Source organism: Gordonia hankookensis (genome assembly GCF_014673215.1).
In the GTDB taxonomy this organism is placed as follows: Bacteria; Actinomycetota; Actinomycetes; order Mycobacteriales; family Mycobacteriaceae; genus Gordonia; species Gordonia hankookensis.
In genome coordinates this window covers 416,496-431,739 of record NZ_JACWMS010000003.1, presented here as the reverse complement: position 1 = coordinate 431,739, position 15,244 = coordinate 416,496, and the positions used below count along the sequence as shown (strand labels likewise).

The following is a 15,244-nucleotide window of genomic DNA, read 5'->3' as shown; positions in this document are numbered from 1 at the left end:
CAGGCGAGAGGCAGGTCCCGATGAGCGACGCCGTCCTGTTCGATGTCGACGATGGGATCGCGATCATCACGCTGAACCGGCCGGACACCCGGAATTGTCTGTCCGAGGACGTCCGTGACGGACTGGCGCAGGCGTGGGATCGATTCGAGAACTCCGACGACCTACGTGTTGCCGTGCTCACCGGCGCCGGGGAGAGCTTCTGTGCCGGAGGCGATCTCAAAGAAATGGTCGCGACCGGCATGCAGGTTCCGCCTCGAGACATGTTCGCCCTGCCCTACGACACGGTGGAGTTGACCAAGCCGACCATCGCGGCGGTCAACGGCGCCGCGTTCGCCGGGGGCTGGATGATCGCGCAGGCGTGCGACCTCTGTGTGGCCAGCAGCAGGGCGAAGTTCGCGGTGACCGAGGTGAAGGTGGGGCGGAGCTCGCCGTGGGCGTCGCCGCTGATCCACATGATCCCGCAACGGATCATGATGGAGATTCTTCTGACCGGCAAACCCATCAGTGCGCAGCGTGCCTACGAGATCGGGTTGGTCAACAGGATCGCCGAGCCGCACGACCTGCTGGACTCGGCGGTCGGACTCGCGCGCGAGATCCTCGTGGGTGCTCCGCTCTCGGTCCGCGCCGCGCGTGAGACCGTCATGCTGTCCACGGAGATGGGACGATCGGCGGCATTGCAGGCAGCGCGAGCAGCGTCGGAGGTCTGCTACCGCAGCGAGGACGCCCAGGAGGGGCCCGCCGCGTTCGCCGCGAAACGGACTCCTCGATGGCAGGGGCACTGAGGACCGCGATCCCGGCCGCTACCGCGCGTGGTCTCGGGGCAGGAACGGCACGAGACCGGGTTCGGGCTGGATCCCGAATGACCGCAACGCCATCGCCAGCATGGCGTAGCAGCCGACGGTGAAGACCACGTCCATGAGCTGCTGCTCATCCATGTCGCGTGCGAGCGCGGTCCACGTCTCGTCGCGGATCGTCCCCTCGTCCAGCAGTTGATCGACCGATGCCACCAGGGCTCGGTCCGCAGGCGACCATCCGGCCGCCGCGGGCCCATCGGCCACCCGTTCGATCTCGTCGCCCGTCACCCCCGCCCGGCCGGCGAGGATCACGTGCTGGGCCCACTCGTATTCGGCCTGGCGCAGGTGTGCGACCCGCAGGATGAGCAGTTCACGTTGTCGCGCCGACAACGCGGAGCCGGCCAGCAGATGTTTGTTGAAGGACAGGAACGCCATCGCCAGGGTGGGGTAGCGGGCGAGAGTGCCGAGCAGATTGTCGCCTGCCTGCCGCTCGTGATCGGGACCCGCGCTCGCGACCGACGACCGGAACCCGTTCACGAAGTCCCGCATCTCCGGTGACCAATCTGCCTGTGGCGCAGGACTTATCCGATCGTTCACGTGTTGCGCCCGCCGTTGACCCCGATGATCTGGCCGGTGATGTAACCGGCCTCCTCGCTGACGAGGAACGCGCATGTCGCGGCCACGTCCTCGGGCTGCCCGATGCGTCCCACCGGTGTCTTGCCGATCTGGGCGTCCACGTCGACCATCCCCGAATCGACGGTCTTGCGCAGCATCGGGGTGTCGATGAAGCCGGGCGGGATCGTGTTGACGGTGATCCCACGCCGGCCGAACTCCAGCGCGAGAACCTTTGTCAGCCCCACCACTCCGGACTTCGCGGTCACGTAGCCGGCCAATCCGGGCGATCCGCTGTGCACGCTCGACGACGAGATGTTCACGATGCGGCCCCAGCCCTCCTCGAGCATGTCCGGGATCACCGCCTGACAGCAGTCGAACGTGCCGGTGAGGTTGATCGCCAGTGCGCCGTCCCAGCGCTCCTTGGTGATCTCGAGGAACGGGGTCGCCAGCGTGGCACCTGCGCTGTTGACGAGTACGGTCGGGCGGCCGAGCCGGCCGCGCACCTCCTCGACGCCCGCGTCGATCTGGGCACGGTCGGTCACGTCGACCGCCAGACCGATCGCCTTGCCGCCGGCATCCTCGATCGCCCGGGCGGCCGCTTCGGCGGCCTCGCCGTTGACATCGAAGATCGCGACCTGGTCGTTGCCGGATGCGAGTCGCGTACTGATGGCACCACCGATTCCCGATGCGCCACCGGTGACAATTGCCGTACGACCACTCATTTGATCTTCTCCTCGCCTGCGACGGTGATGCGGTGCATGATCCGGGGCTTGTCCCGGTCGAACTCGCGGACCCGGTGGACCAGGCCGGTGTTGTCCCAGAAGACGGTGTCGCCCTCGGTCCAGCTGTGGCTGCAGACCTTTCCCGGTCCGGTGATGCGGTCGCGCAGTTCGGACAACAGCGCCTTTCCCTCGTCGATGTCCATCCCGGCGATATGCGACGCCGTCGCGCCGAGCACCAGTGAGCGACGGCCGGAATCGTGTTCCCACACCAAGGGGTGTTCGCGGACCGTGCGAGTTGCCCAGTCCTCCAACTGCTCCGGCGTCGGGTCGGTGTAGGTCATCCGCTGAACGGCGTCGAAGGTGTGGACGACCCTGAGCTGGGCGAACCGCTCCTTCTCGCTCTCTGTGAGGTTGTCGTAGGCCGCGTAGGTGCTGGCGAACTCCGTCTCCCCGCCCTCGGCCGAGGTGACCCTCGCGGTCAGGATGGACGACTTGGGCGCGATCTCGTCGAGGAGGCCGTCGATATGCCAGAACTCGTTGCTCCGGAGATAGGCGGCATTCGGGTTGGACGGATTGAAGCTGATCTCCATCACCTCCTCCGTCTCCGGTGGCAGGTGCGAGAAGTTGATCAAGGTGCCGAGCTTGCGGCAGAACTCGACCAAGACCTCGTCGCTCGCGTTCAACTCGGGGAACAGCAGGACCCCCGAGTTCTCGAGTGCCTCTGCGATCGTGCCCGGTAGATCGGCGTCACTGCTGAGTCGGCCGGCATCGACGTCGAGCACCTTTGCGCCGACGTTCTCCGAGAGCCGTTCGGTTCTGATCGTGCTCATGGGTGATCCTCCTACTGTCGGGTGTCGCGTGGTTCCCTGGTGTCAGCCGGGGATGTTCGCTGTGCGCTTGTTGGTCAGGGGCCGGGTGTAAGACGGGTCGTCCGGACTGCGGGACGGGGCGCCGTTGACATTGATGTCGGGGACGTCGGCGAACGGGATGGCCATCGTGGGAACCATGCCCGACCACTCGATCGCGTTGGTACGCAACGCGATCTTCCATTGCCCGTCGCGCCGCTCGAGTCGGTCGATATAGCGTCCGCCTGCGATCCAGTTGCTGTCGTCGCGGTTTCGGCCGACGAACAGGTAGTACGTCTCGGTATGGGCGACATCGCCGGTGATGTCGCAGGTGTGGTTCAACAGATTGTGGTGCGTCGCGAGCTGGCCTTGTTCGTGCATCGGGACGGACCACTCGTAGAGGTCGACCGGGCCTCCGACGAAATCTCCCGCGGCGATCGTTGCGTCGGGATGGAAGGCCGACAGGAACGCATCGCGATCGAATCGGTCCATCCCACGGCTGAACCGGGTCATGACATCCATGATGTCCTGGCGATCCAACAGTTCGTCGAGTCGGGTGAGCGACTCCGCGGATACCGTCGTACTCATCGTTGTTGGCTCCGTTCGTGTGGTGCTGCTTGCTCAGACAGGGGCCCAGATCGGCTCGCCGCGGGTGGCCCGCAGCGAGGGGATGGACCGTCCGTCGATGTCCGTGATCCCGTAGTCGTCAGCGAGTTCGGCGGTGATGAACGTTCCACCGCTGCGACTCATGACGGCGTCGTCTGCGGCCAGTGCCGCGATCACCCGGCCGGGGAACTCTGGTGAACAGCCGTGGGCAGGCTGCGTGGCGGCGTCTGCCTCCAGTCCCTCGATGGCGGCCAGATTGCGTTGGGCGCGCTCGGTGAACGTGAGACCCTGCCACAGCGAGATCGAGGCGACACCATGATCTTTCAGTTCGACCGCCATGTCGCGTGCCATGCGGTCGACGGCAGACTTTGCGGTCCCGAAGATCACGCCATAGGTGTACGCGACACCGGTATAGCCGGAGATCGCGACGATGAGACCCGACCTCTGCGGGACCATGATCCGTGCTGAGTGCCACGCGCACACGAAGTTCGACCGCACCCCGACGTCCACCATCTCCCAGTCGGCGAGTGGTTTGCGCCAGAACTGCTCAGGGTCGGTGAGGTCGTCCGGCAGGGCGAAGGCGTTGTTGACGAGGATGTCGAGGCGGCCCTGCTCGCGCTCGATCCGATCGAACAGGGCTGCGACATCGTCGTCGTCGCCGTGGTCGACCTGCACGGGGATGCCCTTCCCGCCGCGGCGATCGCACAGCGCCGCCGTCTCGCCGATGGTGCCGGGCAGCTCGTGCGTGTCCGGGGTCAGGGTGCGGCCGGTCACGTAGACGGTGGCACCCTCGTCGGCAAGGGCCAGGGCGATGCCCTTGCCGATGCCGCGGCTGGCCCCGGTCACGACGGCCACCCTGCCCGACAGCGACCTCGGTTCCGACGACCTCACGTGCGTTCCTACCGCTGTCCTGCGACGCGTGAGGCGCCGAAGAAGGATTCGCTGTGATCGCCGTTGGCCTTGCCGGTGTAGTGATCACCCCGGAATGGCTCGCCCATCAGCCCCGCGGACCAGTCCGCCGCGACCCCGAGATCGCGAGACCAGTCGTAGAGCATGGTGCGCGCGGCGATTCGCCATTCATCGTCCCGGCGCTCCAGGCGATCGAGATAGCGGCCACCGAGGACGACGTCGTGCTCCTCGGCACCGAAATCCACCCGGTGGTAGGCCGTGACGTGGGTCTCGGCCAACGCGGTGGCACCGTCGAGCGAGATCACGCTCTGGCCGAGTGCGTGCTGGGTCACCGGTACCGCTGGGGATCCGGGTACGACCCAATCCAGGTAGGCGTCCAGATCTCCGGCGAAGATCCCGAAATCCATGGCGGCGTCCGGCCAGAAGGACGCCCGGATCAGGTCGGCATCTCGCCGGTCCTCACCCCGGGCGACCCCAGCGATACCCGCGCGGATCTGTTCGTGATCGAGCAGTGTCTGGACATCTCTCGGCCCGAACGTCATTCGCTGTCACCCGGTGTCGGGCTGTAACCGAGGATGCCCTTGATCTCCAGGTAGTCGTCGAAGCCGAACTCGCCCCATTCGCGACCGTTGCCGCTCTTCTTGTACCCGCCGAACGGTGCGCAGAAGTCGAACGCATCGTTGATGGCCACCGAGCCTGCGCGGATTCGGCGGGCAACCGATCGCGCCTCGTCGAGGTCGGCGCCTGCGACGAAACCTGCGAGTCCGTACTCGGTGTCGTTGGCGATGTCGATCGCGTGGTCGATGTCCTCGTAGCCGAGGATCGTCAGCACCGGGCCGAAGATCTCCTCACGGGCGATCGCCATGTCGTTCTTGACATCGGCGAACACCGTCGGCTGCACGTAGAAGCCCTTCGTGAGGCCCTCGGGTCGTCCGGGACCACCGGTCACCAGGGTCGCGCCGTCGTCGATGCCCTGTTGGATGAGGCCCTGGATCTTGTCGAACTGCGATTCCGACACCACCGGTCCGATCGAGTAGTCGCCGGTCGGATCTCCGACGGTGACCGACGGTGCGGCGTCCTTCGCTGCTGTGATCGCTTCCTCCATGCGGGCGTTGGGCACCAGCATGCGCGACGGGGCACTGCAGGTCTGCCCCGAGTTGAGCATCATGGTGACGACGCCCTTCGAGACGTTCTCGGCGAAATCCGCATCGTCGAGGACGATGTTGGGTCCTTTGCCGCCGAGTTCCTGGGTGACCCGCTTGACGCCGGCCGCGGCGTTCTTGGCGATGTCGATGCCGGCGCGGGTGGAACCGGTGAAGGAGACCATGTCGACGTCCGGATGCCCCGACAGCGGTACCCCGACACTCGGTCCGTCGCCCTGGACGAGGTTGAAGACACCCGCCGGAACTCCGGCAGCGTCCAGGATCTCGGTGAAGACCTGACCGGTGAACGGAGATCTCTCCGACGGCTTGAGGACCATCGTGCAGCCGGTCGCCAATGCCGGGAAGACCTTCACGGCGATCTGGTTCATCGGCCAGTTCCACGGTGTGATCAGTGCACAGACACCGATTGGTTCTTTGACGACCAGCGATTCACCACGCTGCTCTTCGAAGGTGAAGTTCTGCAGTGCTTCGATCGCGGTCCCGAGGTGGCCCGCACCCAGACCGACCTGGAAGCCGTTGGCCAGTGCGGTCGGCGCGCCCATCTCCTCGGTCAGTGCAGCGGCGAGATCGCCACTGCGGTTCTGGTATTCGGCGGAGATGTTCGTCAGCAGTTCGACACGCTCCGCGACGGTGCTCGCCGACCAGGCGCCGAATGCCTGCCGGGCGGCGGCCACCGCCTTGTCGACATCTGCCGCCGAACCCGATGCCACGGTGCCGCACACCTCTTCGGTTGCGGGGTTGATGACGTCGAAGGTCGCCGACTGTGCGGAGTCGACCCACCGGCCACCGATGTAGAACTTGCGATACTCACGCATGACAGCCCCAATTCTCTTTTCGTGCAACGGGAAGTACTACTGCTGGCCCTCGGCGTACCACGTGCGGAACTCGTCGTAGCTCGGCATCTCCTCGGAGTTCGCCTTCGGGTCGACGGCGACGTGGATGACGCCTGGCTTGCCACTGGCGAACGCGCGCTTGATGGCCGGTGCGATGTCTTCGTCCTTCTCGACGTATTCGCCGTAGCATCCGAACCCTTCGGCGACCTTGTCGAGTCGGGTGGCCTCGCTCCAGTGGACGCCGGTCTCCCGGGAACCCTGACCGTAGGTGCGCTTGTAGACGCCCACCTCGAGTCCCCACGCGTAGTCGACAGCGACGACGCAGACGAGCGGCAGATTCAGGCGCGCAGCAGTTTCCAACTCGGAGATGTGGAACTGGAACGACGAGTCACCGGTGATCAGCATCATCGGACGCTTCCCGCCGTCGGCGACGCCTGCTCCGACCGCGTACGGCAGCCCTGTCCCGAGGTGCCCGAAGTTCTGATTCCACATGACGTCATGCGGTTTGGCCTGCGAGTAGGTCCAGCCGAAGATGGTCGTCGCGCCGCCGTCGCGCACCATGATCCCGTCGGCAGGGAAATCCTTCGTCGCCTCCACGATCAGTCGCGCGGGATGCACGGGGCTCGCTCCCGATGGTGCGGTCTCGGCGAGTTCGGCCAACTGCGCCGCGTCGTCGGAGATCCAGCGCTTGAGTTCCGGGGTCGCCGTGCGCGGCGAATCCTTCAGGGCCTCGACGAGCTGCGGCACCACGGCACGGAGATCTCCGACCAAGGGCACGTCGATGGGACGATTGACCCCGATCGCGGCCGGGTCCTGCTCGATCAGCAGCCAACTGCGTTCGGCCTCGCCGTCGACCCAGTGCCTGCCCTTGCCGAAGTGCACCGGCTCGCCGAGTTCGGTGCCGATGGCAAGGCACAGATCTGACGTGACGACCGCCTCGACGGCCGCCTTGGAGAAGCCGTATGGGAAGGTGCGGTCCTCCAGTCCTTCGATATAGGACGTGCCGCCGGAGGTCTGGATCACCGGGCACGCCATCAGGTCTGCGAGTTCCTTCACCGACGCGCCGGCGCGAGCCGTGTGGACGCCGTGGCCGATGAGCAGGATGGGCTGCTTGGCAGCAGTGATCAGGCGTGCGGCCTCGTCGACCTTGTCCTGACCTGCGGTCTGTCCGACCAGCCGGTACCTGCTGGGAGGCAAGGCAGGCGGCACATCCAGTTCTTCCTGGATCACGTGTGAGGGGTACTCGATGTAGACCGGACCCGGTGTGCCCGACAGCGCCTTGCGGAGACCCTCGCGGATGATCTCGTCGGTCTGATCGGCGTATTCGATACTGGCGCTGTACTTCACGGCGGGCTCGATGAGCCCGGACTGCTGGACGAACTGAATCCGTCCGCGGCGAACGCGCTGTTCGGTGATCCGGGCCCGTTGCCCGCCGAGGAAGATGACGGGTGAGTTCTCGACCATGGCGCACATGACGGCGCCGGCCATGTTCGCGATACCCGGTCCCAGGGTGCCGATGCAGACCGCGGCCTTGCCGGTCATCCGCGAGACCGCCTCGGCCATGAAACCCGCGGTCTCCTCATGGTGCGGGGCGACCACATTCCAGCCCCGCTCCTCGGCTGTGTGGAACAGGTGGACGAAATTGGGGTCCGGGATACCGAACATCGTGTTGATGCCCTCGGCCTCGAAGAGGTCGAGAATTCGTTCATAGACCTTGACTGACACGCGCGCTGCCCTCCGTCGCTAGTGCGAAACTCTTGGTGATGTGGTCGACATGGCCTGACGGGACTACCGGCAAGAGCCATGAATTGGTGGTGTCGCGGATTTCGTCGATGCGTTCGCCGACGTCGTCGATGGACCACGAGGACTGGTACACGCCCTCGGTCTCGGCGATGTAGGCGCGGGCCACTCGTCCGGCTATCGACACCAGCATCTCGCCGGTGACCGAACAGGATTCGTGGGCGAGCCAACCCACTGCGGGTGCGGTCAGCTCTGGTCCCATCGGCGGATAGGCGGAGGTGTCGAGTCCTTCGGCCAGCCGCGTCAGGGCAGCCGGGACGATGACATTCGACAGCACCCCGTGTTCGTGGCCCTCCAGCGCCGCGACATTGGAGAGGCCGATGATCCCGGCCTTGGCTGCGCCGTAGTTGGCGACGCTCTTGTTGCCGTAGATGCCGCCGATCGACGATGTCAGCACCACGCGGCCGTAACCGGCTTCGCACATCAGTGGGAATGCCGGTCGCACCACATGGAAGGCACCGCGGAGATGTACATCGAGGACGGCATCGAAGTCCTCGTAGCTCATCTCCGACAACGAGGCATAGCGGTTGTTGCCTGCGTTGTGCACGAGGATGTCGATCCGGCCGAAACCCTCCACCGCCGAATCGATGATGGCGCGTCCGCCGTCGGCGGTGGCCACCGACTCGGTGCACGCGATGGCCTCGCCGCCCATGTCCCGGATCTCCCGGACCACGTCGGCCGCGGGACCGATGTCGGTGTCCTCACCGCTGATGCTGCTGCCGGGGTCGTTGACGACGACCTTGGCGCCACGGGCTGCCAGCAGCAGAGCATAGGACCGCCCGAGGCCACGTCCCGCGCCGGTGATCACCGCGACCCGGTTGTCGAATCTGAGCTCAGACATCGATGGCCCCGCACTGACGGTGCGTGTGACGTTCGCGCATCACTTCTCCAGCACCAGCCCTTCCAGTTCGCCGGTGTCGCGCCACGCCTGCAGCCGATCGCTCAGTTCGTAGAAGCCGCCCCAGAACGGGTCACCCAAGAACGAACGTCCGTTCGGCTCACCCTCGCTGTTGTAATAGCCGGGGGTGCACTCCATGGTGAAGGTGCTGTTGTCCACGGAGAACTCGCGGATGGTCTGCACCCAACCCTCCTCGGCCTCCGAGGTGGGCTCGACGTAGGTGGCGTCGCGGCGCAGAGCCTCACCGATGATGTAGGAGATGTGATCGGCCTGCTGCTCGAACATCAGTGTGGTGGATGCGGTGACGCCGCCTTGAACGAATCCGGTGGCGAAATGGTTGGGGAATCCGTGCGCCATCACTCCGTGCAGAGTGCGGAAGCCCTTGCCCCAGTGGTCATACAGTGACACCCCGTCGCGGCCCGCGAACGGTTTGATGTCGAACTGCCGATCCAGTGCAGTGGTGATCTCGAAGCCGCTGGCGAATACGATGCAATCGACCTCGTACTCGACACCATTGGCGACGACGCCCTTCTCCGTGATCCGCTCGACCCCCTTGGTCTCCGAGACGTCGACGAGGGTCACGTTCGGACGATTGAACGTCGGCAGGTATTCGTCGTTGAACACGGGCCGCTTGCACATGTTGCGGTAGTAGGGTTTCAGCTTCTCCGCTGTCTCCGGATCCTCGACGATCTGCTCCACTCGCCGGCGGAGCCGCTCCATCGCGCGATAGTCCTCGATCTCCTTGAGTTCCATGAACTTCGCCGGATCGGCAAGTGCGGCCCAGCCCTCGTAGTTCTCGGTCGCGTTGAGTTTTGCCGCCATGTTGCGAGCGACCTCTGTCCAACCATCGCAGATGAGGTCGGGTTCACCGGGGTTGTAGAACGCGAACGCCGCATTGTGGAAGTTCCGCTGCCGCGCGGCCCGCCACCCCGGTTCCAGGGTCTGTACCCATTCCGGGTCGGTGGGGTAGTTGGCCCGTTCGAAGATGTAGGACGGTGTGCGCTGGAAGACGGTGAGATGCTTGGCTCCACGCGCGAGATGCGGGATCGCCTGTACACCACTGGAACCCGTGCCGATGACCGCGATGCGCTTGTCGCCGATCTTGTCCAGGCCGCCGTGCAGGTCGCCGCCGGTGTAGTCGTAATCCCAGCGGGCGGTGTGGAAGGTGTGGCCCTTGAAGTCCTTGATCCCGGGGATGCCGGGCAGCTTGGGCCGATTGTAGGGACCCTGGCACATGATCACGAAACGGGCGCGGATCGCATCACCGCGATTGGAGGTGATCTGCCACCGGTTGATCTCGCCATCCCACTCCAGTGATGTCACCAGGGTGTGGAACAGCGCATGGTCGTACAGGCCGAAATGCTCCCCGATGCGCTGAGCGTGATCGAAGCACTCGTCGCCCTTGGAGAACTTCTCCTTCGGCATGAAGCCGGTTTCTTCGAGCAGGGGCAGGTAACAGTAGGCGTCCGAGTCGATCTGGATGCCCGGGTAGCGGTTCCAGTACCAGACACCACCGAAGTCGCCACCGAGTTCGATGATCCGGAAGTCGGAGACGCCTGCCTGTTGGAGCCGATGCGCGGTGATGAGACCGCAGAATCCGCCCCCGAGGATCACCACGTCGATCTCGTCGGTGATCGGCTGACGCGGTACCACCGGCAGATGCGGGTCGCCCTCGTAGAACTCGGCGAAGTCGTCCTGCGCCTCGAGGTACTGAGCCTGACCATCGGAACGGAGTCGCTTGTCGCGCTCGTGGAGATATTTCTCGTGGAGAGAAGCGATGTCGACATCGGGTGTCTGCGTGGGTTCGCAGTTCTGCATGATGATTCCTTGCTTCGGTACAGCTGGTGAGGGGACGGAGTGATCAGGGGGAGGCGATGCGTCTCAGGCGAGGTCTTCGGGGGCGCCGGTACCCATGTACCTGGCCAGGTTGTGATGCAGGTTGACGATGCTGCGCTCCCGGTACGGATTGGGCTTGGCGCCCGAGAAGCCTTGCGACTTCACACCCTTCTGGACCGCGGCCATGTTGGAGAAGTCCTGGGGCAGCACGGTGCGCCAGCCCGGGTCGTCCTCTGGGGTGAACTCCCACTCGGTCTCCGGCTCTTCACCTTCGGGGAACAATTCGAAGACGGCAGCCTCGAAGTAGCACTTGTCGGGATCGTCGCCGTACGGTCGGGCGCTGTAGCAGAGCATGTTGTTGAGCGCGTGGCCGATCTGGAAATTGGGGAAGATCTGCCAGGCCGTCCCGCTCTTGGAGACGGTTTCGTTGTCGACGGTCGGCCAGATCACGCCCCGTTCGGCGTCGTCGCGCCGTGCCGACGTCAGCCAATGCGCGAGCACTTCGTTGGCCGGTGTCCCTTCGGGGAGTTCATCGATCAGCCGTTGAGCCGCGTCCACCAGGGTGCGGGTGGTGTTGGTGTTTGCGTTCTCCCACGTGAAGTTCTGCAGATCGATGGTCGAGATCCGGGCGTCGGGCCCATCGGCGACGCGTAGCTTGGCCTGGTTGTCTTCCATGCCCTTCGGCGCGTCGTACCCGATGTTGCTGTGCTTGCCCTGCGCGCGGGACCAGCCGAGGAACGTGCCATAGGCGCGGAATTCGGGGTGCGTGTAGGGAACGTGGTAGGTCTCCATGAAGGCTTCGAGCGCGATCTTCCAGTTGCAGTCGAAGACCAGCCACTTGCGCCAGCGGTACCGCATGTTCTCGAGTTGGAAGGGATCGAGCAGACTCGCCGCGGGCTCCAGGTAATCGCGCAGCGGCTCGCAGTCCGGATCCATGTTGATCCAGATCCAGCCGCCCCAGGTGTCCACCTGCACGTTGCGCAGGCGGGTCTTCTCCTCGGTCAGACCCGTCGGCCAGTCCTCCCGTTCGGCCGCCCAGGTGTTGCGGCCTTCGAGGTCGTAGGTCCAGCCGTGGAATCCGCAGACAAACGTGCGGCACTTGCCCTTTGCCTCTCGTTTGCCCTCGGGGGTGTCCACCAGGCGGCGTCCACGGTGTGAGCAGACGTTGTGATACGCGCTGATCGTATCGGGGGAGGAGCGGGCGATGATGAACGAGTCCTCCATGATCTCGTAGGTGAGGAAGTCGCCAACCTTCGGGATCTCCTCGACCCGGCCGACCTGCTGCCAGACCTTGTTCCACAGCTTGTCCCGCTCTGCGCGGAGATAGTCTTTCGAGATGTAGGCCTCGACACCGATCTCCAGCGGGGTCGTCGGCGGCTCGCCGTTGGACTGTCGGGCCGCTTCCTGGATGTCGTCGATTGTGTCAGTCATGACGTTCTCCCGGTGAAAATTGTTGGTTCAGTGCGTGATTGCTTCGCGGAATGACTGATCCTTGAGGAACAGTGAGGTGTGATCGGCGCCCATGTGGGTCCATTTGAGATTCAGGCCGCCGTCCACGAGGAGGGTTTGCCCGGTGATGTAGCTGGAGAGGTCGGACAGGAGGAACAGGATGGCACCGGCCTGCTCCTCGGGGCGGCCGCGACGCCCCATGGCGATGGCGCGACGATCACGATCCGCGTCGTCGTCGACATACATCAGCGAGGCGGGGGTCGCGGTCACGCCGGGTGCGACGGCGTTGACCCGGATGTCGTCGATGGCCAATTCCACGGCCATGGTTCGCGTCGCCGCGACCAGGGCCGCCTTGGCGGTGCCGTAACCGATGTGGAACGGTGCCGTGTTCATACCGCTGATCGACGAGATCGAGACGATCGAGCCCGGCAGTCCCTGCGACTTGAGTTCGGCAGCAACGGCCTGACTCATGAAGAACATCGTCTCGAGGTTCTGGGTGAACAGGTCGCGCCAGTCCTCGCGGGTGACCCGGGTCGCGGGCATCCAGGTGGTCGGCGCCGCGCCTCCTGCGACATTGACCAGCCCGTACAGCGTGCCGTCGGTGATGCGCACCTGGTCCATCACCGCCGCGATGCCCTCGTCGGTGGAGGCGTCGGCACTCACCGGGATGATCGAGAGGCCCTCTGCGACAAGCGGTGTGATGTGCGTGTCCAGATTCTCCTTTGAGCGGCTCACCGCGATGACGGTTGCGCCTGCCTCGGCAACCATCTTGGTCACCGTGGTGCCGATGCCACCACCCGCTGCGCCGGAGACGATCACGATCCGGCCGGTCAGGCCGACGACGTTGTTCTCCATGCGGCGATCAGCGCTCCTTCCGAAGCGCGATGACGCTTCCGTCGGCATCGGCCGAGACGTACAGGGTTCCGTCGGGGCCGGCCGCTACACCCGCGAACGGTCCTTGCGGTCCGGAGAACGGGACCAATCCGCGCAGCGGCTTGGGTGTCACCCCGGGTGGTGCACCGACGGGTAGCCCCGTCGCCACGATCTGTCGGCTCTTGGTCTCCAGGTCGACGTTGACCAGCGATTTGCTCCCGGTGTCGACGATGTAGAGCTGCGACCCCACGACGGTGATCCCCTGCGGCGACTCGAGTCCGTCCACCAGGGTGTCGGTGCCCGAACTCGTCACGGCCGCAACCCGACCGGCACCCGACTCGGAGACGAGGCAGGTTCCGTCCGCGGTGAACGCCACGCCCATCGGGCGGTCGAGCCCGCTTGCCAGGACGTCGGTCCGACCGGACCCGACGGCATGCACCTGACCGGTTCCGAGGTCGGCGACCGCGATGGTCCCGTTCGCCGCGACGGCTACTCCGTAGAGCTGGTCGAGGCCTTCGACGAGTACTTCGCTCTCGGCGGCGGCCGGCCGGTAGCGCGATACCGTGCCGTTGCCGGCGACGACGAACTCGCCGTCGCCCGTGGCCGCCATCCCGCGGATGTAGCCGGGGTACCCCGGGCTGAAAAGCATTCCCAGCGTGCTGAGTTCGGCGCCCGGTCGATGTGCCAGCAAGAACGTGCCGTCGGCGATGTAGAGGGTGCCGTCGGGGCCAACGGTGAGGTCGAGCGGCCAGGTCAGTCCGTCGGCCAGGGCAGTTCGGGTGCCGCCGTCGCCGAGTATCTCGGTGATCTGTCCGGTGAAGCTCGACACGAACAGTCGGTCACCGGCAAATGTCAGGTTGTCCAGACCCGGTGAGAGCTGGGCCAGTAGAGTCTGCGTGCCGCTGCGGGGATCGATCCGCAGGACCTGCCCGGAGGCGACCTGGGTGGACACGATGTTGCCGTCGGAATCGAACTTCACCGAGTCGGGTCCGCCGAGATCGGTTGCGACCCTTTCGGGTTCGCCTCCGTCGAGGTCGATGCGCCAGATCTCGTTTGCGCCGAGCAGCGGATAATAGAGCTTGCCGTCGGGGCCGACCTCCATGCCGTTCGGCATGGGCAGATCCTCCAGGAGGACCGTGGGGGCGCCACCGGCGGGATCCAATTCCATCAGGCGACCACCGGGTCGGCATTCGTTCACGAAGAGCCTGCCCTGATGGATTGTGATGCCGTTGGCCCCGGGCAGATCGTCGCGCAGCAACCGGGTGGCGCCGCCTGCCTCGCGCACGCTGACCCGTCCGTCGTAGTACTCGGTCACGTACATGTCCCCGCGCGCGTCGAACGCCACGTCGTCGGGCGCGATGATGTCGCTGCCCTTGGCGCTGACGGTCTCCAGCGCACCGGATTCGAGGTCAAGGGCGCTGATCTGGCTCCCGGCGACCTGCGCGATGTAGATCCGGCCGTCCGGGCCCGTCCGGATGCCGTTCGCCCCGAACAGCCGGCTCGGTTCGGTCACCCGCTCAAGGCGCCAGCCGTCGGCGAGCTCGTGGGACGAAGTGCTGGTGTAGCGGGCCGCCTGCGTCAAGGTGGGCCTCCTGTCCTGAGGAGAGATCAGTGATGGCGACGTGTCCTGACGGCCGGTGCGTGAAGGCCGGACGGGCGTGATGCAGGCCACAATTTCGCTCGCGTCGGAGTCTAATCCGGGAACCGCAAGATTTACAAGTATTACTATCCTTGACAGGATAGGAACCACGTTCTCGACTAGGTGCAGTCAGATTATCGAGGGGTGGACGCGGTGACGGGACCATTGCGCCGATGTTCGATGACCGTTGCGCAGCATCTGCGCAACGGTCATCGTCGGTACGTCACGGCGTCAGGTGAGTGGCTTCCGATGGACGGCCCAC

The 15,244-nt window shown here is 65.3% G+C and carries 14 protein-coding genes; 1 reads left to right on the top strand and 13 read right to left on the bottom strand.

Features of this window, described 5'->3' with window-relative positions:
• The first annotated feature begins 20 nt into the window (after positions 1-20).
• Positions 21-782, top strand: a complete 762-nt coding sequence (locus IDF66_RS16460) for an enoyl-CoA hydratase/isomerase family protein (protein ID WP_190267777.1) — start codon at positions 21-23, stop codon at positions 780-782.
• 18 nt (positions 783-800) lie between these two features.
• On the opposite strand, the gene IDF66_RS16455 is transcribed toward IDF66_RS16460, so the two are convergent.
• From IDF66_RS16455 to IDF66_RS16395, 13 genes are all read right to left on the bottom strand, one after another.
• Complete coding sequence (locus IDF66_RS16455; protein ID WP_223309713.1) at positions 801-1,343, bottom strand: carboxymuconolactone decarboxylase family protein; 543 nt, start codon at positions 1,341-1,343, stop codon at positions 801-803.
• A gap of 44 nt (positions 1,344-1,387) precedes the next feature.
• Positions 1,388-2,131 carry an SDR family NAD(P)-dependent oxidoreductase gene (locus tag IDF66_RS16450; RefSeq protein ID WP_190267775.1) on the bottom strand — a complete coding sequence of 248 codons (744 nt, stop codon included), beginning with the start codon at positions 2,129-2,131 and terminating at the stop codon, positions 1,388-1,390.
• Positions 2,128-2,961 (bottom strand): TauD/TfdA dioxygenase family protein, encoded by an 834-nt coding sequence (locus IDF66_RS16445; protein ID WP_190267774.1) that lies wholly within the window; start codon positions 2,959-2,961, stop codon positions 2,128-2,130. Before IDF66_RS16445 ends, IDF66_RS16450 begins: the two co-directional genes overlap by 4 nt.
• A 42-nt stretch (positions 2,962-3,003) precedes the next feature.
• Positions 3,004-3,564 carry a nuclear transport factor 2 family protein gene (locus IDF66_RS16440; RefSeq protein WP_164306882.1) on the bottom strand — a complete coding sequence of 187 codons (561 nt, stop codon included), beginning with the start codon at positions 3,562-3,564 and terminating at the stop codon, positions 3,004-3,006.
• Between the two features lie 33 nt (positions 3,565-3,597).
• Entirely contained in the window at positions 3,598-4,428 is an 831-nt protein-coding gene (locus IDF66_RS16435; RefSeq protein ID WP_317628734.1) for an SDR family NAD(P)-dependent oxidoreductase, read from the bottom strand.
• A gap of 53 nt (positions 4,429-4,481) precedes the next feature.
• Complete coding sequence (locus IDF66_RS16430; protein ID WP_190267772.1) at positions 4,482-5,033, bottom strand: nuclear transport factor 2 family protein; 552 nt, start codon at positions 5,031-5,033, stop codon at positions 4,482-4,484.
• Positions 5,030-6,469: an aldehyde dehydrogenase family protein gene (locus tag IDF66_RS16425; RefSeq protein ID WP_190267771.1), complete on the bottom strand. Its 1,440-nt coding sequence runs from the start codon at positions 6,467-6,469 to the stop codon at positions 5,030-5,032. The genes IDF66_RS16430 and IDF66_RS16425 overlap by 4 nt, the downstream gene beginning before the upstream one ends.
• A 36-nt stretch (positions 6,470-6,505) precedes the next feature.
• The gene (locus IDF66_RS16420) at positions 6,506-8,212 is read right to left on the bottom strand and encodes a thiamine pyrophosphate-binding protein (RefSeq protein WP_190267770.1); all 1,707 of its coding nucleotides are present in this window, start codon (positions 8,210-8,212) and stop codon (positions 6,506-6,508) included.
• Positions 8,193-9,128 (bottom strand): SDR family NAD(P)-dependent oxidoreductase, encoded by a 936-nt coding sequence (locus IDF66_RS16415; RefSeq protein WP_190267769.1) that lies wholly within the window; start codon positions 9,126-9,128, stop codon positions 8,193-8,195. The genes IDF66_RS16420 and IDF66_RS16415 overlap by 20 nt, the downstream gene beginning before the upstream one ends.
• Before the next feature lie 39 nt (positions 9,129-9,167).
• On the bottom strand, positions 9,168-11,003 hold the full coding sequence (locus tag IDF66_RS16410; RefSeq protein ID WP_190267768.1) for a flavin-containing monooxygenase: 1,836 nt from the start codon (positions 11,001-11,003) through the stop codon (positions 9,168-9,170).
• Between the two features lie 63 nt (positions 11,004-11,066).
• Positions 11,067-12,440 carry an aromatic ring-hydroxylating oxygenase subunit alpha gene (locus IDF66_RS16405; protein WP_388000171.1) on the bottom strand — a complete coding sequence of 458 codons (1,374 nt, stop codon included), beginning with the start codon at positions 12,438-12,440 and terminating at the stop codon, positions 11,067-11,069.
• 39 nt (positions 12,441-12,479) lie between these two features.
• The gene (locus IDF66_RS16400) at positions 12,480-13,325 is read right to left on the bottom strand and encodes an SDR family NAD(P)-dependent oxidoreductase (protein WP_190267766.1); all 846 of its coding nucleotides are present in this window, start codon (positions 13,323-13,325) and stop codon (positions 12,480-12,482) included.
• Between the two features lie 7 nt (positions 13,326-13,332).
• Positions 13,333-14,925: an SMP-30/gluconolactonase/LRE family protein gene (locus tag IDF66_RS16395; protein ID WP_223309712.1), complete on the bottom strand. Its 1,593-nt coding sequence runs from the start codon at positions 14,923-14,925 to the stop codon at positions 13,333-13,335.
• Between the last annotated feature and the right edge of the window lie 319 nt (positions 14,926-15,244).